General features: G+C 75.4%; 14 protein-coding genes. 6 read left to right on the forward strand and 8 right to left on the reverse strand.

Going from position 1 to position 20388, the window contains the following annotated elements:
* Nucleotides 1-106: 106 nt before the first annotated feature.
* Together ACIP4Y_RS08550 and ACIP4Y_RS08555 are read left to right on the forward strand one after the other, a co-directional pair.
* Nucleotides 107-1171: a biotin/lipoate A/B protein ligase family protein gene (locus ACIP4Y_RS08550; protein ID WP_358645175.1), complete on the forward strand. Its 1065-nt coding sequence runs from the start codon at nt 107-109 to the stop codon at nt 1169-1171.
* 182 nt (nt 1172-1353) lie between these two features.
* Nucleotides 1354-2022, forward strand: a complete 669-nt coding sequence (locus ACIP4Y_RS08555; protein WP_401389551.1) for a hypothetical protein — start codon at nt 1354-1356, stop codon at nt 2020-2022.
* Nucleotides 2023-2040: 18 nt separating this feature from the next.
* On the opposite strand, the gene ACIP4Y_RS08560 is transcribed toward ACIP4Y_RS08555, so the two are convergent.
* The 4 genes from ACIP4Y_RS08560 to ACIP4Y_RS08575 all read right to left on the reverse strand — a co-directional run bounded on the left by ACIP4Y_RS08560 (nt 2041) and on the right by ACIP4Y_RS08575 (nt 9716).
* The gene (locus tag ACIP4Y_RS08560) at nt 2041-2724 is read right to left on the reverse strand and encodes an FHA domain-containing protein (RefSeq protein WP_401389553.1); all 684 of its coding nucleotides are present in this window, start codon (nt 2722-2724) and stop codon (nt 2041-2043) included.
* Nucleotides 2696-4711: an AAA family ATPase gene (locus ACIP4Y_RS08565; RefSeq protein ID WP_401389556.1), complete on the reverse strand. Its 2016-nt coding sequence runs from the start codon at nt 4709-4711 to the stop codon at nt 2696-2698. The genes ACIP4Y_RS08560 and ACIP4Y_RS08565 overlap by 29 nt, the downstream gene beginning before the upstream one ends.
* Nucleotides 4712-5538: 827 nt before the next feature.
* Nucleotides 5539-7146, reverse strand: coding sequence for a hypothetical protein (locus ACIP4Y_RS08570; protein WP_401389559.1), 1608 nt, complete (start codon nt 7144-7146; stop codon nt 5539-5541).
* A complete protein-coding gene (locus ACIP4Y_RS08575) occupies nt 7143-9716 on the reverse strand; it encodes a protein kinase (RefSeq protein WP_401389562.1) in 2574 nt (857 codons plus the stop codon). Before ACIP4Y_RS08575 ends, ACIP4Y_RS08570 begins: the two co-directional genes overlap by 4 nt.
* 167 nt (nt 9717-9883) lie before the next feature.
* On the opposite strand from ACIP4Y_RS08575, the gene ACIP4Y_RS08580 reads away from it, so the two are divergent.
* A complete protein-coding gene (locus ACIP4Y_RS08580; protein ID WP_401389565.1) occupies nt 9884-11059 on the forward strand; it encodes a macro domain-containing protein in 1176 nt (391 codons plus the stop codon).
* Here ACIP4Y_RS08580 and ACIP4Y_RS08585 read toward each other — a convergent pair.
* On the reverse strand, nt 11034-11711 hold the full coding sequence (locus ACIP4Y_RS08585; RefSeq protein ID WP_401389568.1) for a 4Fe-4S single cluster domain-containing protein: 678 nt from the start codon (nt 11709-11711) through the stop codon (nt 11034-11036). The two genes, ACIP4Y_RS08580 and ACIP4Y_RS08585, sit on opposite strands and share 26 nt — an antisense overlap.
* Nucleotides 11712-11949: 238 nt before the next feature.
* Between ACIP4Y_RS08585 and ACIP4Y_RS08590 the strand changes: the two genes are divergently transcribed.
* The 3 genes from ACIP4Y_RS08590 (at nt 11950) to ACIP4Y_RS08600 (ending at nt 15102) form a co-directional block, all read left to right on the forward strand.
* The gene (locus ACIP4Y_RS08590; protein ID WP_401389571.1) at nt 11950-12630 is read left to right on the forward strand and encodes a hypothetical protein; all 681 of its coding nucleotides are present in this window, start codon (nt 11950-11952) and stop codon (nt 12628-12630) included.
* Between the two features lie 125 nt (nt 12631-12755).
* Entirely contained in the window at nt 12756-13520 is a 765-nt protein-coding gene (locus ACIP4Y_RS08595; protein ID WP_401389574.1) for a hypothetical protein, read from the forward strand.
* Nucleotides 13495-15102, forward strand: coding sequence for a hypothetical protein (locus tag ACIP4Y_RS08600; protein WP_401389577.1), 1608 nt, complete (start codon nt 13495-13497; stop codon nt 15100-15102). Before ACIP4Y_RS08595 ends, ACIP4Y_RS08600 begins: the two co-directional genes overlap by 26 nt.
* Nucleotides 15103-15177: 75 nt before the next feature.
* Here ACIP4Y_RS08600 and ACIP4Y_RS08605 read toward each other — a convergent pair whose 3' ends face one another.
* The 3 genes from ACIP4Y_RS08605 to ACIP4Y_RS08615 are packed head-to-tail and all read right to left on the reverse strand — an operon-like array spanning nt 15178 to nt 20212.
* Nucleotides 15178-15828, reverse strand: a complete 651-nt coding sequence (locus ACIP4Y_RS08605; RefSeq protein WP_401389580.1) for an RES family NAD+ phosphorylase — start codon at nt 15826-15828, stop codon at nt 15178-15180.
* Complete coding sequence (locus ACIP4Y_RS08610; RefSeq protein ID WP_401389583.1) at nt 15828-16517, reverse strand: hypothetical protein; 690 nt, start codon at nt 16515-16517, stop codon at nt 15828-15830. The genes ACIP4Y_RS08605 and ACIP4Y_RS08610 overlap by 1 nt, the downstream gene beginning before the upstream one ends.
* Nucleotides 16514-20212 (reverse strand): CHAT domain-containing protein, encoded by a 3699-nt coding sequence (locus tag ACIP4Y_RS08615; RefSeq protein ID WP_401389586.1) that lies wholly within the window; start codon nt 20210-20212, stop codon nt 16514-16516. The genes ACIP4Y_RS08610 and ACIP4Y_RS08615 overlap by 4 nt, the downstream gene beginning before the upstream one ends.
* Nucleotides 20213-20388 lie beyond the last annotated feature (176 nt).

Raw genomic sequence — 20388 nt, forward strand, 5'->3', positions numbered from 1 at the left:
CCAGCCGCTCCCCCCGGGAAGCGGCTGGGGAGTTTTTCGATCGCCCCGGGAACACCCCGGCCGGGGCGGGTGTTGATCCCGTGCGGCGGGAACGGAGGTCCAGGCGGTGCACGGTGAGTACAAGGTGCCCGGCGGCAAGCTCGTCGTCGTGGACGTGGAGGCCGAGGACGGCGTGCTGCGGCACGTGCGCGTGGCGGGCGACTTCTTCCTGGAACCGGACGAGGCACTGGACGCGGTGAACCGCGCCCTCGAAGGCGCCCCCGCCGACACCGACGCGGCGGGGCTGGCCGCGCGGATCGAGGCGGCGCTGCCCGCGGGGACGGTGATGTACGGGCTGACCGCGGAGGGCGTCGGGATCGCGGTGCGCCGGGCGCTCGCGCACGCCACGGACTGGACGGACTACGACTGGCAGCTGATCCACGAGGCCGCGCAGCCGCCGGCCCTGCACATGGCGCTGGACGAGGTGCTGACCGCCGAGGTCGCCGCGGGCCGGCGGCCGCCGACGCTGCGGGTGTGGGAGTGGGGTGCCCCGGCGGTGATCATCGGCAGCTTCCAGTCGCTGCGCAACGAGGTGGACCCGGAGGGCGCCGCACGGCACGGCATCGAGGTGGTGCGCCGGATCTCCGGCGGCGGCGCGATGTTCGTGGAGCCCGGCAACACGATCACCTACTCGCTGTCGGTCCCCGAGTCGCTCGTCCACGGCCTGTCCTTCCAGGACAGCTACGCCTATCTGGACGACTGGGTGCTGGGCGCCCTCGGCGACATGGGCATCCGGGCCTGGTACCAGCCGCTGAACGACATCGCCACGGACCAGGGCAAGATCGCGGGCGCGGCGCAGAAGCGGATCGTCGGGCCGGACGGCGGCCCGGGTGCCGTGCTGCACCACGTGACCATGTCCTACGACATCGACGCGGACAAGATGGTCGAAGTGCTGCGGATCGGGCGGGAGAAGCTGTCCGACAAGGGCACGAAGAGCGCGAAGAAGCGGGTCGACCCGCTGCGCCGGCAGACCGGGCTGCCGCGCGAGGCCGTCATCGACCGGATGATCGAGTCCTTCCGGGCGCGCTACGGCCTGGCGCAGGGCAAGGTGACCGACGAGGAACTGGCCCGGGCCCAGGAGCTGGCGCGCACCAAGTTCGCCTCCGAGGAGTGGACGGCGCGGGTGCCGTAGGCCCGAACGGAACCCGCGGGCACGGCAGATACCGGGCAAAGCACCACACCGTGCCCGGGCCGGCGTGACCGGCCGGGCACGCAGCGCGTTGGCACTTCCGCCCCACAGGCACTCGTGTGACACTGTCGTCCCCGTCCACCCTGCGGACCCCTCCGCACCCCCTCCCCCACGAGAAGTGCGCCGTGCGTTCCCTTCCTCTGCCGCTCGCTCTCACCGCGCGTCTGTCGCCGGTCGCGGTCCTCGCCTGCGCCGGCTGGGCACTGACGTCCGGGCCGGCCGCGCCGCCGGCCGCCGCCGGGCACCAGACGGCCCGGAAGGCGCCCGTCGTATCCGCCTCCGCCGCCCCCTCCGCCGGCGCGGCGGCGCAGACGTACGCCACCGCGCCCGCCCCGTGCGCGGCCGTGCCCGCGGCCACCGTCAAGTCCCTGGTGCCGGGCGCGAAGCCGGCCGGCAAGGAGATCCCGTCGACGGACACCGACCTGCGCCGCACCTGCTCCTGGAACGCCCTCCAGGGGTACGACTACCGCTGGCTCGACGTGTCGTTCGAGATCGGGAAGTCCGAGCAGGAGACGACGAAGGAGTACGAGCAGCGGGTCGCCGAGAAGAGCGGCGGCGGGGCCGTGCCGGGGCTCGGGGACAGCGCCTACTCCGTCGTCAACCTCACCACGGAGGACAAGCAGCAGACCCGTGAGGGCGTGGTGCTGGTCCGCGTCGCCAACGCCCTCGTCATCGTCACCTACAACGGCAGCGACTTCGAGACCAAGAAGGCCCCCGGCACCGACGAGATCAACAAGGGGGCCATCAAGGCCGCCAAGTCCGCGGTGGCCGCCCTGGGCGGCGGTCAGGGCTGAACTGCCGTACGCCGGTGGTCAGTCGGCCGGTCCGGCGGGCTCGTCCTCGATGCCGCGGACCACGAAGCCGACCCGGGGGCCGAGGTCGACCCGGTCGCCGTTGCGCAGGCGGACGGCCCGGTCCGGGACCAGCACCCGGTCGTTGACGCGGGTGCCGTTGGTGGCACCCTGCGCGACCTCGGTCACCCAGGCCGCTCCGTCCGCGGTGTGCACCACGGTCGCGTGCCGGCCCGACACCGTCTCCTCGCCGGCCAGGAGCGCCGACGCCTCCGGTGCCCAGGTGCTGCTGCGGCCCAGCCGGAGTTCGCCGCCGCGCGGCACGTCGAGGTGCCGGCCGCCGGTGCGGAAGACCAGCCGCAGCATCCCGCCGGCCAGCCGCTCCGGCCGCCGGCCCGCACCGGCCTGCCGCCCGGGCGCGCCGACCGGGGCCAGGCACGCGGGGCACACGGCCGTGCCGGCGGGGACGACCGCGGCGCAGTCGGGGCAGCGCACGCCGACGGGGGGCGGGGACGGACGGTGGGGTGCGGGCCCGGGTGCGACGACATCCGGGACCTCCTCCCAGTCGTCCTCGGGACGGGGGCCGCTGCCCGGGTCGTCGTGACGCCGGTCGTCGTCCGGCCCGTGTCCGGCCGTCCGGCCGTCGTCCGCCGCGGGTTCGTCGTCCCAGTCCTCGTCATCCCAGTCGTGCACCTCCGCCGCCACCTGCGTCTCCCTTCTTCACGACGACCGTCGTGTCCACCCGGCCGCTGTCGGCCTCCCGGACGTCCGTCACCACGACCGTGGTGCCCGGGCCGAGGTCGGGCGCGGCGAACAGCTCCCGGGCGAGCGGGTTGATGAGGTGGGTCTCCAGCACCATGCCGATGCCCCGGCCGCCGTTCCACTTGTCCCGGGTGCAGTGTTCCAGGAGTTCGCGCCGGGCCTTGTCCTCGATGCGGAGGACGAGTTGGTGCCCCTGGGCCAGCTGGCGCTGGATGTTGCGGACCTGGAGGTCGAAGATCTGCTCGGCGACCGTGTCGGAGATGAAGTCGAAGACGACGACGTTGCCGCCGATCCGGTTCATCAGCTCGGGCCGGCCGATGACCTGTTCGAAGTGCTTCTTGACGTTGTCCCGGACGGTGGTCTCCAACTCCTTGTACGGCGTGCCGGGTTCGACGATCCACTCGCGTTCCCCGGTCTGCGGGTCCGTGCGCTGCACGCCGAGGTTGGAGGTGAAGATGAGCACGCACTCGCTGAAGTAGGTGGTGACGCCCTGCCCGTCGGTGAGCCGGCCGTCCTCCAGTACCTGCAGGAACTTGTCGAGGATGCCCTTGTCGGCCTTCTCGATCTCGTCGAAGAGGATGACGCGGAACGGGTTCTCCCGTACGGCGGAGGTGAGTTCACCGCCCGCCTCGTAGCCGACGTAGCCCGGGGGCGCGCCGACGAGCCGGTCCGCGGAGTGCGCGGCCGAGAACTCGCTCATGTCGAAGCGGAGGTAGGCCTGGTCGTTGTCGAAGAGCGCGGAGGCCACGGCCTTGGCCAGCTCGGTCTTGCCGGTGCCGGTCGGGCCGGCGAAGAACAGCACACCGCGCGGCCGGTGTCCGGGGCTGGTGGCCTGCGCCCCGGACAGCCCCAGCGCGGCACGCTTGAGGATGTCCAGGGTCATCGCCACGGCCGCCTCCTGCCCCCGTACCCGGTTCGGGATGGACCGCTCGTTCCGCGGGTCCTCGCCGCGGAGGATGCGCTGCCGGATCTCGCCGCGGCTCCACGGGTTCTTCTCCACCCCCAGCCGGTAGATGCGTACGGCGTCCGGCATGCCGGCGAACGGCAGGCCGCGGGAGCGGGCGAGCTTCACGCTCTCCTCCATGGCCCGCAGGCTCAGTCCGGAGGCCGCCCGGGCGAAGGCGCCGACCGCCCGCGCCGTCTCCTCGGCGTCCGCGCCGGCGCCGGCGGCGGAGCCGTCGCGGGCGCCGTGTCCGGCGTACCGCTCGTACCGCTCGTGCAGGAGGCGGGCCATCGTGCCGCGTTCGTCCGCGTCCGGCTCCGGTACGGCGACCGCGCGGATCCGCTCGCTGCCGGAGACCAGCCAGCCGGGTACGTCCCGTTCCCCCTCGGCGAGCCAGATCACCGGGTTGAACAGACCCGGTGCCTTCGGTACGACGCCGGGGGCCGTCCGGGGCGGCAACGGCTCGGCCTCGTGGGCGAGTTTGAGGCAGGCGAGGAAGAAGTCCCGTTCGTCAGGGGTCAGCCGGGACGGGTCGGTGAGTAGGCGGGAGGCGTGGTCGATCACCAGGGCGACGCGCAGCGGCCGTTGCCGGCGGCCGTCGCGCACCGTCTCGTCCCGTTGCCGGGCCCACCCGTTGGTGATGTTCCGCAGCTGTTCCAGCACCGCCTGGCGTTGCGCCGCCGTCTGGCCGGGGAACTCGCGCGGTCCCTGGAGCAGTTCCTCCACGGCGGCCCGGGCCGCGCCCTCACCGACCGCCGCCACGCGGAAGCCGCTGACCTGGTCGCACAGCACCAGTGCCTCGTAGCCCTTTTCCCGCAGCGGGTTCCACAGCACGTCGAGCAGCGAGTGGAACCGGTCCCGGCCGCGCCGGCGCACGAGGTGCAGGTCGCGGATGTTGCCGTGCAGGAGGTACTGCGCGTGCACACCGAGCGTTCCGATCAGCTCCTCCACGAAGGGCGGGAGCCGGTCGTCCTTGGACAGGTCCATCATTCCTCCCCTGTGCGCGCTGTTGCGGGCCGCGCGCCGGCCATGGGTGTGACGGTGTTGCCAGCGGCGGGCGCCGGGGGCGTCCGCCGGTCTTCGGGGGTTGCGTCGGTCATTGGGATTGCGTAGGTCTTTGGGATTGCGTCGGCGTCCGCCGGTCTTCGGGCCTGCGTCGGTCTTCGGGCCTGCATCGGTCTTCGGGCGTCCGCCTAATCTTCTGGGCGCCCGCCGGTCTTCGGTCCTGGGTCGGTCTTCGGGTGTAGGTCGGTTTTCAGGCGTGCGTCGGTGTTCGGGTCTGGGTCGGTTCTCGGGGCTGGGTCGGCGTCCGGGCGTCCGCCGGTCTTCTGAGCGTCCGCCGGCCGTCGGTCCTGGGCCGGCCTTCGGGCGTGCGTCGGTCCTCTGGGCGCCCGCCGGTCTTGGGGCTTGCGTCGGTCTTCAAGGCGTCCGCCGGTCTTGGGGCGTGCGTGGTGGCGGGTCGGCCCTCGGTTCTGGGGCGTCCGCCGGGGGGCCGACGCCAGTCCCGAAGCCATCCGCCAGTCCCGAGCCAACGCCCGTCCGCCAGCCCCGAGCCAGCGCCCGTTCCCAGGCCAGCCGCCAGTCCCGAGGCCAACGCCCGGCCCCAAGCCGGCCGCCGGCCCGGACCGGCCCGCGAGTCCGGAACGCGCCGCCGCGTCCGCGGCCGTGCACCGCGTCCGGCGACAGGTGCCGTGTCCACCACAGGCGTTCGGTGCGGGCGACGGCCTTCCGTGCCGGTGGCGGTTTTCCGTACCGGCGGCCGGCGCCGAACCCTGTGCCGGCCCAGCGGGACCCTCGGCACCTCCTCGGCCTGTTCAGCGGCGGCCGTCGTCGTCGACGGTTCGGTAGCGGGGCGCGTCCCGGTGCGTGTCGGCCGTTCGGCCGGCCTCCTCCATCAGGTCGTCGAGTACCAGGGCGTCCTCCCCGAGCACGCCCGGCAGTGCCCCCTCCGTGTGTTCGAGCGTGAACTCGAGGCCGAGGCCCAGCGTGCCGGTGATCTCCTCGAACTCGGCGAGCCGCTCGCGGGTCTCGGTGCAGCGGGCGTCGTCCAGGGCGCGTTGCTCGGGGCTCCGCTCCCCCGGCCCGCCCCGGTACATGGTCGCCACGCGCAGGCGGCCGTCGATCAGGGTCGCCCTGAGCCAGTGGCCGGGCTCCCAGCCCTCCGGCGTCCAGTCGAGGCGGATCTCCTGCCCCTCGGGCCGCCCCGCCCCGGCCCGGCCGCCGAACCTCCTCGCCAGTTCCGCGACGGCGTCCGCGCACTGCTGACGGACGTAGAGCGCCTCCAGGGCGTGCAGCCGCTCCTCCACCCGGCGTTCGACCAGCTCCTGTTCGGCCGGGGTCAGCGGGATGCCGTCGTCCAGGGTGCGGCGGAGCAGTGCGAGGGCCTCCGGTGCCGGGGTGAGATTCTCGGCGCCCTCCGGGGTCTCGTACCGGAGGAAGTCGTAGTGCAGCGCGGCCCGTTCCTGGGCCTCCCGGGTCTCCCGGGCCTGTCTGTTGGCGTCCCGGACGAACTTGCGTGCCTCGGTGAGGTGGATGCGCGTCCGGCGGGGGTCGTCGGCGGCCCGGCGCACGGCGTCGCGGACGGCGCGCGCGGCGAGTTCGGCGGCCTCGGCTGCGGCGTACGGGTCGAGTTCGCCGAGGATCTCCGCCCCGGTGCGGCGGACCTCCTCGGGGTCCAGGGCCGCGGGGGCGCGCCGGGCGGCGGTCTGCCGGGGCACCTGGCGTGCCTCGGCGTCGGCGGTGCGCTCGGCGGCGAACCGCCGCAGTGCGCGCTGCCGGCTCTCGCGCAGGGCGCTCTGCCAGTCGTCGTCCTGCTCCTCGTCCAGCCGGAGCAGGGCGGCGAGCCGTTGCTGCTCCCACGCCGCCTGCCGTTCCTCCGCGCGGCGCAGGGCTTCCTCTGCGCGGGCCAGTTCCCCGCGCAGGTCGCCCAGCCGTTCCCCGACGGGCGTCAGCGGCGGCGGCACGTCGGGGGCCGGCGGGGGCGGGCCGCCGTACGCCGTGGCCCGCGCCGCCCGGGCCAGCAGGGCGCTCCGGCGGGCGTTGAGCCGTACGGCGGCGAACGCGGCGGCCTCCCACTGCTCGGCGGCCGTGGCCGCGAGCTGCTGCCGGCGTTCCAGGCAGCGCTGTTCCTCCGCGGCCCGTACCGCCGCGGCGGCGAGGAGCCGGGTGCCGATCAGGGCGGCCCGTCCGGCGAGCAGGACGCCGCTGAGCGAGCCGAGTACCTGGAGCGCGGCGTCCGCGGCCTGGTGGACGGCGTGGCCGGCCGCGTCGGCGAGGTGGGTGGAGGCCTGTCCGGCGGCGTCGTGCAGGTGGAGCATGCCGGTGTGCGGCAGCGCCTGCGGGTCGAGGGGCGGCGGGGGCGGTGCGAAGTGCACGGCGGGTTCGATCGTCTGGATCGTGGGGAAGGCGAGACCCGAACTCATGTCTGTTCTCCTGTCGTGTCGTTCGTCTTCCCGGTCCGCCGGCGGACCGCCCGCCGTACCCGGCGCCACCGTTCCCCGGCCCGCCCGCGGGCGGCCGTCCACACCCGGCGCGACCACTGCCCGGCCCGCCGGAGAGGCCCTTGCCGCAGCCTGTGCCACCGCTCCCCGGCCCGCCGGACCGGCCCCTGGCGCACCCGGCGCCACCACTCCCCGACCCGTCCGCGAGCCGTCTGCCACAGCCGGCTCCACGCGTCGCGAGCGAGCCGCACGGGTCCTCGCTGGTCGTGCGGGCCGGGCCGCCACGGCCGGCCGCGGCGGCGGGCCTCGCGCCGGGCCCGGTGTTCGCGCCGCAGGCGCCGCCAGGCCCAGCCGCGCCGGAGGCTCCAGGCGGCGACGGCGACCGCGGAGGCGAGCGGCCACAGCCACGGCACCACGGCGAGCGCGTAGATGCCGAGGAAGCCGGCGAGAACGAGCAGCGCCGCCCCGGCCCAGCGGCCGGCCGGGGTCCGGGCCAGCCGGCCGGGCCGCTCGCCGCTGCGGATCAGCAGGCCCGCGAGCGACCGTGCGGGGTGGTAGAACGGCGGGCCGATGTACACGGCGGTCCACAGCTCGACCACGAACACGAACGCGGCGGCGGGCAGCGCGAGCAGCCAGGCCGTGACGACCGCCTCCTGGGAGGCGCGGCCGAACACGTCCGCGAGGCCGATGACGAACGTCCAGGGCGCGGTGACGAGGACGGCGCCGAGCAGCGCCCAGCCCAGCGTGGGCAGGCGGTCCAGCCGGCGCAGGACGGCCATGAGCCCGTCCTGGTCCGCCGCGAGCAGCCGCGCGTGCTCCTCGGCGACCCGGCGGCGCCGCAGTTCCTGTGCGTCCTGACCGGCCCGGTCGCCGAGCAGCAGGGCGGCGACCAGGCGCAGGTCGTCGTCCTGGGCGGAGAGCAGCGCGTCGAACCAGGGGACGGGTTCCGGGAACCCGGCGCGCAGCCGCAGCAGCAGGGCGGTGAGCCGGTCCCGGGTGCGGTCCGGTTCGCGCGCCAGCTGCAGCAGCCAGGCGTCCACCGCCACGGTGCGTCTGAGGACGGCCCGGTCCCGGCGGTCGCGCCGCAGCTCCTGGACGGTGGGCGCCCACCGGGCGCGCAGGACCCGCCAGGCCCGGTCGGTCTCGTCCAGTCCGTGGCCGCCGGGCCGCTGGGCGAGCCCGGTCAGCACCTCGGGGTGGTTCGCGAGGTGCCGGAGCAGCGCGACCGCGTCGGCGTGCCCGTCCCGGGCGCCCTGGCACAGCCGGCGCATGCTCTGCGCGTCCAGGGCGGCTCCGTGCCAGGTGACGTCCAGGGCGGGGCCGAGCCAGTTCAGCAGTTCCACGACGACCCCGACGGGCGGCGGCTGTGCGAGTTTCCCGCGCAGGTCGGCGAGCCGGGCCAGTTCCCCGGGGCTGCGGTCGCCGACGCTCTCGAACTGGCCGAGCCACTCGACCAGCCGGGCCCGGTCCGTGCCGTCGGCCAGCATGCGCGCCGCCGACACGTGGTTCTGGTCCAGGTGCAGGGCGAGCCGCTCGGTCCCGGTGAACTCCTGCCCCATGAACGGGAAGGGGCGGATCGCGGGGCGGGTGGGGTCGTCGGGGAAGACCCGCCCGTCGGTGCGCGGGGCGACGTCGGGGTCCTGGCCGGCCAGCCAGTCCCGTACCTCGGCCGCCTGCCAGCGCTGCTCGGGGGCCCGGGTGAGCAGGCCCTCGCAGAGCAGGCGGGTCCGCCGGTGCGTGATGCCGCCGACGTCGGGGTCGTGCGTGGCGATCTCCGCGAGCACGTCCTCGTCCCGGCGGAATTCCACGGGGTGTCTGCCGAGGGCCAGCTGGGCGGCGATCATGCCGACCGACCACCAGTCGCCGGCCTCGGAGACGGTCTGCCGCAGCGGTCCGGCCTCCGGGGCGAGGTAGAGGGGTTTGCCGCGCCAGTCGGTGCGGGGCTCCAGTGCCTCGTCGGGGCGGTGGACGGCGGCGCCGAAGTCGACGAGGACGAGGTCGGCCCGGTCGCCGCGGCGCGTGGGCACCATGATGTTGTCGGGGGTGATGTCCCGGTGGACGACGCCCCGTTCGTGCAGGGCGGTGACGGCGTCGCAGAGCTGGCTCACCACGGCGCGGACGGCCTCGGGGGGCAGGCCGTCGGGGTGGTCCTCGTGGTACTTCTCCAGGGTCTCCTCGCCGTGCGACCAGTACAGGTGCCAGGGGTGTCCGTGGGCGTCGCCGGTCTCCAGGAGCCGTTCCAGACGGGGAGCCGCGGCCTCGGCGAGCTCGCGCAGCTCCTGTTCCACCGCCGGGTCGGGGGCGTGCAGCCGGTGGTACCACTTGAGGACGAGGGGTATCTCCGCAGCGCCATGACGTGCCGTCAGGTCACGGACGCGCAGGACGACGGCCTCGGCGGGCCGCCGGGCCGCGGAAAGCACGGCGACGAGCAGGAATCGGTCGGCCAGTTCCGGAGGCACCTCGGCGCGGACCGGGCGGGTCTCCGTGAGCCGGGCATTGGTGAAAGCCCCGTCCCCGGGGTCGACGAATCGGGTGGGCGGCGTGGTCGTCATGTACCGGCCTTCCGGGAAACGCGCTGGGTGAACCGGGGGGCCACAATGCGGATCGAGCCGGCCCGACGCGCGGGCCGCAGGACGAAGAACATATCCCGATTCCCTTCCGGCGAAGGGGAGTTTCCGGGATCTTCAGCGAATCCCCGGCCGGGGCTACGATGCGCATCATGTGCCCCCTGCCCTCGCACGAAAATCTCGTCGCCGAACTCAGGGAACTGAGACGGCGCGGCCTGCCCGGGTTGCGCCACTGCACCCGGGACGCGCTGCGCGAGGCCGCCGTCGCGGCCGGTCTGTGCGCCGGGCCGGACGACGAGCAGACCGGCATCGAGGAGCTGCTGGGCGCGGCGGTGCGGCGGCTGGCCGGCGGGCACCCGGTGCGGGACGACGACTCCTGCGATCCGCTGGCCCGTGCCGCCGCCCACTCCTTCGGGATCTTCGCCGCGCGCCGCGGGGTGCCCGGCACCGACCGGCGCAAGGCGGCGGCGGGGGTCTACGGCGTGACCACCGAACGGTTCCGCAAGAGCCAGGAGCACGACGTGATCGCCGAACTGGCGGCCGCGGTCCTGGCCGTCGCCCGGGAGGCGCTCACCGGTACGGCTCCCGCACAACGGGTCGACAGCGTACGCGAGTCGGGGACACCAGCGGTCGCCGCGCCACCCGTGCACGCGGTGCCGCTCGTCGCCGGGGTCCCGTCGCGGCGCCCGGGTGTCCGGCCGGTCACCGCGGCGCCGGCGGGCCGGATCACCGTCCGGGTGTGCCCGATCGAGGACGTGCGGAACGTGGACGTCCTGGTCTCCTCGGAGAACACCTATCTGGAGATGTCCAAGACCTTCCGGCCCACGGTGTCCGGGGCGCTGCGCCGGGCGGCCGCCCTGCGGGACGCCTCGGGCGAGATCGTGGACGACGTCCTGTCCCGGGAACTCGGCGTGTGGCTGCGGACGCACGGCCGTACGGGCCTGCCCGTGCGGCCGGGCACGGTCGTCGCCACCTCGTCCGGCGCCCTGGCCGCCCACGGGGTACGGCGCATCCACCACGCGGCGATCGCCACCCCGGTCGGGGACGGCGACCGCTACCACGTGTCCCCCGCCGTGCTCGGCGAGGTCGTGCGTACGTCCTTCGAACTGGCCCGCCAGGAGAGCGAGTTCCTCTCTCTGCCCATGTCCTCCATCTGCTTTCCGCTGCTGGGGTCCGGCCGGGGCGGACTGCCCGTCGAGACGGCGGCCCGCCGGCTGCTCGACGCGGTCCGGGCCGAGCTGCGCCGCGACCCGTCCTGGTCGGTGCTGCTGGTCACCATGGCGGAGAGCCACGCCCGCCTCCTCAGGGCCGCCAGCTCCGCCCCGTGAAGCGCACCCCGCCCTCCCCCAACCGCCGCTCCAGCTCCGCGAGTTCACCTCGCAGCGGGACGCCGTAGAACCGCACTTCGCCGTTCCCGGCGGGGCCGGTCTGCAGCCGCGGTCCCGGCGCCTGCCGGGTCAGGTACGGGCCGTAGCGGGCGGTGCCGAGCGGGGTCAGCGGGACGATCCGCTGGTTGGCCGAGCCGCGCCAGGCCAGCCGGGTGGGCTCCGCCACCCGGAACCGGCCGGTGATCACCGCGTCCGCGCCGCCGAGGGCGCCGCGCCGCTGCGGCGTCAGCTCCGCGGGCTCGTACCCCGTGTAGACCAGCAGGTCGGCGGGGTGGGGTCCGGCGCTCCCCACGCGGCGCCGGGCCCCGTCCCGCAGGCGTGCCGCACCGGCGAGGAGTTCCGCGAGCGCCGCCGCCTGCTGCAGGGGCTCGCCGCCGCTGACCGTGAGGCCGTCCGCCCCGTCGGCGAGGGCCCGCCGCCACAGCGCGAGCACCTCCGCGACCGTCGTGGCCGTCCCGGCCGCCGGGTCCCAGGTGTGCCGGGACATGCATCCGGGGCAGGCCAGCGAGCAGCCCTGGAACCAGACGCCGAGCCGTTTTCCCGGGCCCAGCGTTTCCAACGGGTAGTGCGTCCCGTCGAGGCGTAATTCCACGGTATCTCCTCCTCGCACCGGCTTGGAGTATCCAGTGCGCCGAGGGCCGCCCGCAATTGCCGAAAGGTTTCCCTCCGGCTCCGCTCCGGGCGAAGTCCGGTTGTTTTCCGGAAAGCCCGCAAGGAATGATCGGTTCCCCTCGAAACACGTGTCCCCCGAGGGGTTTTGCTCCGCTACTCTCTCCCCATCGCGGCGCCTTCCCACCCGGACCGCCCGCGACGAATGGGGGCACTTCGAAATGATCAACAAAGCTCGAATAAACGTCCGGGTCCGGCGGCCGGGAATCCGGCGCCTCTCCTCGGCACGCGCCCGGTTCCACGGCCGCCGGGACGCGGCCGGTCTCCGGGAATTCCTGACGGGCGCGGCGGCGGGCGGCACACCGGACGACGACGGCCTGCCGCCCTACGTCCTGGGTCTGCGCGCACAGGTGCGGCGCGGTACCGCACGGCTGCGCTCGCGCACCCTCGCCGCGCACCGCGCGCTGCACGTGCGGATCCAGGCCGAGTCGGTGCGCGTGGTGACGCAGTACACCGTGCGCGGCGAGCCGGCGCCGGCCGCGCTCGCCCGGTTCGGGCAGATGGTCGGGGAGTGGCGCGCGGCCGCCTCCGTCTGCCGACAGCAGGCCCAGCAACTCGCCGACGAGGCGAACCAGTTGATGGCCAGTTATTGGGACGCCGCCTGGACCCGCACCCAGCGTGACGGCCACGTCGGCGGGACCCGGCCCACCGGCTGGCTGCCCGGGGAGATCACCCTCGACCGCACCTGGGCGCATCTCGACGACGGCCTGCTGAGCGACCGCTGGTACGCCCCGGACCAGGCCGGGCGGGACACCGACCCGTCGGCCGTCGCGCAGGCGCTGCACATCCTCGACCACCAGGCGGCTCGCGGCGGCGCCCCGAGCGCCATCCGCGGGCGATGACCGGCTCCCGGCCGCCCGCCGTGCGCTCCCCGTCCCCCGGCGCGCCCCACCCCGGCTCGCCGTACCCCGGTTCCCCGTCGCCCGCTCCCCGTCCGCCGCTCCCAGGAAGGCCAAGGCCCGTCATCGTGCATCACTCGGCCCGGACCGCTCACCGGTCCCCCGTCCGCTCCGCCCGCCGGCTCGCCGTCGTCGTCCCGCTGGTGTGCTCGCTCGCCGCGCTCGTGTCCTGCACCAAGCAGGAGGAAGCCCTCACCACGCCCTGCGGGGTGGTCGTCGACGGTTCGGGGTCGGCCGCCGCCGTGCAGCAGGGATTCGACTCGGAGGCCAAACTCAAGGACAGCCTGGTCGAGTTCCTCACCGACCAGAAGTGCGGAACCGTGGACTTCGCGCCCATCACGCGTTCGTCGCGCAGCTCCTCCTGCCGGCAGGGCCAGGTGGACCTCGACCCGCCGCACGACGCGAACACCGACCAGAAGGTGCAGCGCGCGAACGCCCAGCGGGACGCGGCCGTCGCGGCGCTGGCCGAGCTCAAGTGCGCGCGGGGACAGAACGGTTCGGACGTGTGGGGGGCGCTGGCCCGCATCGGGGAGGGCGTCCCCCACGACGGCGGGACGCCGAAGCTGCTCGTGGTGAGCGACTTCGATCAGTCCGACCCGGAGTTCGTGCTCTCGCACCAGGACCTGACGAGCAAGGGCAAGCGGGCGAAGGTCATCGACTCGCTGGTGAAGCAGCGGGGTCTGCCCGGCGTCGAGGGGATGGACGTGTTCCCCGTCGGGCTCGGCATGCAGTACTCGGCGAAACCCAGCGAGGCCGACGACTTCGAGTCCTTCTGGGTGGAAGCACTCGAAGGGAGGGCCAAGGCCCATGTCGACACCCAGTACAAGCGCTGAAACCCCCGAGCCGCGCCGCCGGCGACTCGCCCGCGCCCTGCCGCTCCCGGGGCGGAGCGCACAGCAGACCGCGCGGCCCGGGGCCGGCCCGGGCACCACCGGACTCGCCGGCCGCCGCCCCCTGGTCCTCGACGACAAGGCCGAGGGCGGCCTGCTCGTCGAGGCCCGCAAGAGGGGCCGTCAGGCGGGCAGGAAACGGACGCTGGACCCGTGGGTGCTGGGCAGCGGCGACCGGCTGCCCTACTTCGCCGAGCTGGCCTCCGTACGGGACACGGTGATCCACCGGATCGAGGAGGAGCTGAACCTCGCGGAGGAGACGGCCCGGCTCCAGGACGCGCAGGCGGCCACCGCCGTGACCGCGGGTGAGGCCGGGACCCGGCTGCTGGACGAGCGGCTCACGGAGGCCGACCGGGACATCCGGGCGGCCCGCAGCCAGCTCAACCTCCTCGCGCTCCGCTCCTCGCGCTGGCTGCGCTTCCGGGACCGGCTGCGCGAACGGGTCGAGGAACGCTGGCTGCGGGCCCGCTTCCCGGACGCCGCCGGGCCGCCGGCCGGCCGCACCGCGGACCCGGACGGGTCCGGCCTGCCGGAGGACGGGACCGGGCAGCCGGCCGGCAAGCAGGAGGGCGCGGACCCGGGCGACGAGTGGCAGTCGGTGTCCACGGCGGGCACCGCCCCGGACGACACCTCGCCCGCCGCGCTGCGGGAGGAGTACCGCGCCGCACGGCGGGAGACCGGCGACATCGGGTCGGGCGAGGGCTGGGAGGGGCTGGCGACCCGCCCCGGTCTGCCCCGCTGGCTGACCCTGGCCCTGCTGGCCGTCATCATGGCCGTCGAGGTACCGGTCTACTGGGTGGCCTACCAGCCCTTCCACGGGGTGGGCAGCACCGGCGGCGACGCCCTGTCCGGGACGCTCGCGGTGTCGTCGGCCGTCGTCATGCTGATCCTGCCGCACCTGGCGGGGCACATGCTGCGGTGGCGTTCGGCGACCGGATCGCCGCGCAGCGGCTGGCTGCCGGCCCTGTCGCTGCTCGGCGTGTGGGGCGGCCTGACCTGGGTGCTGGGCACGCTGCGCGCCAGGTTCGTGATGCAGCACGACGCTCCGGCGCCCACCGCCGGGCAGGCCGCGGGCTTCCGCGGGCTGGGCGGTTCGGCCGGGGACACCTCGACCCTGGTGGACCGGCTGCACCTGTCGTCCCAGACGGTGACCTGGCTGTTCTGCGCGCTGCTGCTGCTCTCGGGCGGTGTCGGCTTCCTGCTCGGCCTGTTCCGGGAGCACCCGTTCCTGGACGCCTACCGTACGGCTGTCGAACGGCGTGCGGAGCTGCAGGGGCGGCGCGAGCAGAACGTCGCCGCCACCGAGCGGGCGCGGGCCGCGCAGGAGACGGCGCAGGACCGGCAGCAGGACCGCAGGGAGGCCGCGAACGAGCGGATCGCCGCGGCCCGCCAGCTGTACGAGGCCGCCGCCCACGAGTATCTCGACGGGGTGATGGCGGCCTCGCGGGACACCGCCGTCACCGAGTCGGCGATGCGCCTGTCCCGGAACTGGCCGCTGCTGCCGGCCCCCGTGCGGGACCGCTGACGGCAGGCGGTACACCGGAACCGGTACTGCCCCGGCCCCCCTCGGGGGACCGGGGCAGCCGCGTGCCGGCGGTGCTCAGTCCTGCGGGGCCGAGACGACCGCGTGCAGCGGCGCAAGCAGCCGGTTGACCTTGCGCACGTCGTCCGGCGACGCCAGCCGCAGCCACTCCAGCGGGTGCGGGTCGAGGGGCGCGTCCGGGCAGCGGTCCTGGAACAGCTGGAGCGCCGGGCGCGGCCGGCAGCGTTTGGACGTCCACCACAGCCCCTGCACATCGGTGCAGCGTTCACGGATCACCCGCACCCAGTACCGGGTGCCGGCGTACTCCGTGGTGTCGATCAGCCAGTCGTCCTGCCAGACGGCGGCCAGCCCCTCGGCGGTCGTGAGGTCCACCAGGGACAGGCCGGCCGTGGTGCGGACCGCGGACAGGACGTACCGGGACGCCTGCGCCCAGGGGATCTGGCGCACGCCGTCGTCGCCGAACTCCACCGATCTGAGCAGGACTTCGGACAGGGCGGTGACCGGGTCGAGGGCGGCGTACAGGTAGGGGTAGGGGTCCTTGTCGGTGGGGTCGAAACGGCTGCCCTTGAAGAACTCGTGCGCGACGTTCGGGTTGAACTCGCCGGCCTCGAACTGCTCCTCGTGGCACCGCCACAGCACGGTGCCCGCGGGCAGCGAGTGCCGCAGCGGCGTCATGGTGACGCCCTCGGGCGGAAGCTGGCCGGCCATCAGCAGGCTCCCACCAGTTCGGCGGCGGCGCGTTCCAGCGCGTCGTCCGGCAGCACCCCGAGCAGGTCCGCGGGGACGCCGCCCAGCCAGCGGTTGCCGCCCAGCCACCAGTCGGCGGCTCCCCAGGGGTCGCGGTCCGCGCGGAGCAGGACGTTGATCCGGCGGACGACGGGCAGCGGTTCGGCCGTGCCGGGCCGGAACTGGAAGCGGGGGTAGCGGATGCCGTCGTCCGGGTCGCGGAGCCGGATCAGACCCGCGGCCGGATCCCGGCCGCCGGGCGGTCCGGTGGGGCCGGCCCCGGTCAGCGCGGCGTGTTCGGCCTCGGTCAGCGCGGGGGCGGCGAGCAGCCGGCGGCGGGCCGACCGCAGCAGTTCGGCCGGGTCGGGCGGCGGGGCGCCGAGCACAGCGATGACCGCGTCGATCGTGGTGAGGCGGGGCAGTTCCCGCGCGCCGGCGGCGTAGCGGTGGCCGCCGAGCGCCTCGGACACCGGGTGGTCGGGCGGCAGCGCGGCCAGCGTGCGCTTCAGCCGGCGCACGGCCCGGGCGACGGCCGCCGGACGGCCGGCGACCGTCTCCTCGCGCATCTCCCGCAGGGCGCCGGAGACCCGGCCGAGGTCGTCGTCGTCCAGCCCGGTGACGACGGTGGTCCAGTGGGTCTCCAGGAGCCTGAGCAGTTCCTCCGACGTCATGCGCGTTCTCCTTCCTGCCGCCGCGCGGGGGCAGGTGCCGGGTTGCCGTGGTGGACGAAGCCCGCCCAGGTGTCGGGCCGGTCGCGGAGGTCCTCCGTGAGCCGCCAGGGGGCCGCGATGGCCTTCAGCGCGGGGACGGGCGGGCGTTCGTCCGGCGCGGTGAGCATCCAGCGCTGGGCGGCGCGCAGCGCGTCCGGCGGGGCCAGGCCCCGGTCGAGCGCGTCGTGCAGGACGAGCATGAGCAGCTCGGAGCGCATGTCGTCGACCTTCCACCGGGAGCCGATGGCGTCGGCGGCCAGCCGGTGCACCAGCACCGAGGTCAGGGTCAGGGCCTCGTCGTGGTCGCGGGTGGTGAGGTCCGTCTCGCAGCCGCCGCAGACGACCAGGGGCCCGGCCGAGCGGAAGGCGTCGCCCTCGGCGGGCGCCTCCAGCAGGGCGCTCAGCGTGAGGTCACCGCCGGTGCCCGACGGCTCGCCGTCCTCGTCCGGCGCCGCCAGGCGCAGGGCCGACCGGGTCGGGTCCGGGCCGGCGAGGCCGTGGCAGGCCAGGTGCACGAGGGAGGCGGGCTCGGCGGCCCGGCCGCCGAGCAGGTCCAGGACCGTCTCCGGGGTGGCGGGGTCCTCGTCGGGGCGGTGCACGACGGCCCCCTGGTAGTGGACGGCGGCCAGGGTGTCGATCTCCTCCTCCGCCCACGGCAGGTCGTCCGCGCCGTGGAAGACCAGGGCCGGCCGGTCGGCGGGGGGCATGCGCCGGCGGGCGGCGGCGCGCAGGAACTCCCGGCCGGAGGCGGCGTGCGTGAGGACGGCGACCTCACAGGCCCGTACCGCACGCGCCGGGCCGTACCCGGCGGGCGGCTCCAGCACGGCCGCCTGCCAGGGCACCACACCCAGGTCACCGCAGGGCACGATGACCAGACGCACGGCGGCGGAAGGCACACCGTCGGGTCGTACGGCGTCGCCCGCGCCGGCCGGTGCCCGCGTCGGACCGGACTCCGCGAGGGCGCGGTCCCACACCGCGAGGCGGGTCAGGGCCGGGCCGAGGACCTCGCCGGCCCACGCGCACAGGTCGTCCAGGGCCCGCTGCCAGCGGCGTACGGCGCGTTCCTTCTCCCTGGGGTTGGCCGCGGCGGGGTCGGCGGCCTCCAGGCGCTGCCGGTCCGCGCCGGCGGCCAGGTACGCCGCGACCGGTCCGCGTCCCCCGGGGGCCGGCCCGGGCAGGGGCAGCGCCGCCACCGGGCCGGCCCCGGTGACGACGAGGACGGTCCCGTCCGGGTCGTCCACGCCGGGCACCAGGTACAGCAGCGCGTCCGCGCCCGTGGCCCGCAGTCCGGCGCGCAGGTCGCTCACGGTGGCCACGACGGGCTGTACGTCGTCCCCGCCCCGCCCCCGCAACACCTCCAGCGAGCGGCGCCGCAGGTCACCGGGGAGGCCGGGGGCGCCCGCGCCGGCCGCGGCGAGCACTTCCAGCGGGGAGCGGCCGCGCAGGTCGCCGGGGGCGTCCCGGCTCGCGTCGGCGGACAGTTCCAGCAGGGAGCGGTCGTCGCCGTGCTCCCCGGGATCGGCGGCCGCACGCCAGCGCTCGGCCAGCTCGCTCTCGCCGAGGGCCGCGAGCCGGTCGGCGACGCCCGCGGAGACGGCCGCCGCGCCGAGCACCAGGGACCGGCCCGCCTCCAGGCAGGCGATCGCCTCCTCGGTGAGTCCGGCGCGCAGCGCCCAGAAGGCCGCTCTGCGGCCCCGGTCGGCCGCGGCGCGCGCGATGCGCAGGCCGCGGCCGACGCCCTGCTGGAGCAGGACGTCGTCGGCGGAGAGCCGCAGGGAGGTGCGGGCGAGGTCCACGGCGGCGCGCAGGTCGTCGCCGGCTCCGGGCGTCTCCGCGTACAGGGTGGCGCGTTTGGCGCGCAGCGCGGCCAGGTCCCAGGTGAGGCCGGCGCCGCCCGGGGCACCGTCGGGCAGCTCGGTCAGCGCCCGCGTCAGCTCGGCGACCGCCTCGTCCAGCGCCTCCGCGTCCCCGGTGAGCAGGTGCAGGGTGTCCAGGGCGAGCGCGATGCCGCCGCGCGCCCTGGACCGGAAGTCGGAGGTGAATCCGGTGTGGTCCAGGGCGGCCCGGGCCCGCCGTACGCCCTCGGCGATGCGGCTCGGGTCCGACTCGGCGATCGCCGTCAGGGTGAGCAGCGGGGCCCAGGTGATGTCGAGGAGGCTGCGCAGCACGGGCAGGTCCACCGAGGTCTCCACGGCCCGCCGGAGGTGGTGCACGGCCGCCCGCAGCTGTGCGGTCCGGTCGTCCGCGGACGTGGCGAGCACGACACGGCCCAGGTAGGCACCGCCGAGGACGAAGGCGGTCAGGACACCGGTCCATTCCTCGGCGCCGTCGTAGGTCTCGTCCAGTTCCAGTTCGCACAGGGCGTCGACGACGTCCTCGACCGCCCCGGCGTCGCCGCGGTCCAGGGCGGACGTCAGCTGCACCTGGAGCCGGACGGCCTCCCCGCACAGGCGCAGATTGGCGGCGACGGCGCTCGTGGGGTCGCCGTCCCACTGCTGGGCCTCGAACAGCTCCCTGGCCATGTCCTCGTCCTGCAGGCTGCCGCCGGTGAGGGCGGCCCCGAGGAGCAGTGCCGGGACGACGGTGCGCAGCCACTCGCTGTGGGTGCGGCTGTCGAGTTCGCCGCCGGCCGACGCCTCGTGCATCAGCCGGAGCGCCTCCCGGAAGCCCTCCATGTCGCCGCTGCGGGTGGCGAGGGCGACGTGGACGAGGGCGGCGACCATCCTCGACGGCAGGGAAGCGCGCTCGCCGCCGGTGGCGGCGCGTTCTCCCGCCAGTTCGGCGAGGAGCCCGGACACGTCCCGGGGCGCGACGGTCCCGGGGGACATCACCTCGGCGAGGGCGAGGAACTGGGTCAGGATGTCGCGGACGTCGGCGGGGTCGTCGGTGTCGCCGGCCGGCGCGGCGCCGGTCTCCTGCGGCGGGGGCGTGGCGGGGGCCCGCCCGATGTGGTCGAGCATCAGCGCCAGGAGGGTGGCGAGCGGTGTCGGCAGTGCTCCGTCGGTCATGGTGCCGACGAAGTGCCGGCCGCCGCGGACGAGCGTGTCGGTGTCACCGGCCGACAGCGCGTCGGCCATCTCGCTGAACAGCCGGAGATGGTCACGGAGTCCGTCCGGCATGCGCTGCTGCTCGCGTTCCAGCAGCAGCCGGACGAGCAGGGCGCTGTCCTCCACCATGCCCGTGCCGCCCTCGGTGAGCGGGGTACCGAGCGCGACGAGGGACATGAGCCGGTCGACGGTCCACGGGTCCGAAGGGCCGCCCAGGGCTTCGCGGTCGAGCCGTACGAGCCGCGAGCCGACCAGCGCCACGAGGTCCCGGTGCGCGGCCTCCCGGTCCCCGTCGCCGAGCAGCGCGCAGGTGCGGGCCTCGGTCAGCAGGGGCAGCGCCCTCTCCCGGTCGGCCGGGGCGCCTTCGAGGACGAACCGTACGGCCCGGCACCGGCCGAGCCGGGCCGCCACCGCCGCGGCCGTCGCCTCAGCGCCCTGCACCCCGGCCACGTCGCCTGCGAGCGACTCCAGTTCCTCGGTCAGGGCGTCGAGCGCCGGTCCGCGTGGCCCCGTGTACGCCTCCGGGTCGAGCGGTACGGAGAATCCGTCGGTGCGCGCGCGTGCGGCGGCGGCGCGGTCGGCCACGGGGGCGGCCCCGGCTTCACTCATGTGTCATCCCCTCCGCCGCCATGGTGCCCGTTTCGGTGATCCGGCAGCCGGGTCCGGCGCACCTCACCGGCATCCTGCCGGACAACGCCCGGCTCCCGGCCGGTTTCCGCCCGATCCGCCGTGGCACGGGCGGCCCGAAGTGGGCATCCTGGGTGGTCCGTTGCGGACATCCGCTG

The organism is Streptomyces sp. NPDC088810 (assembly GCF_044750305.1).
Taxonomy (GTDB): Bacteria; Actinomycetota; Actinomycetes; order Streptomycetales; family Streptomycetaceae; genus Streptomyces.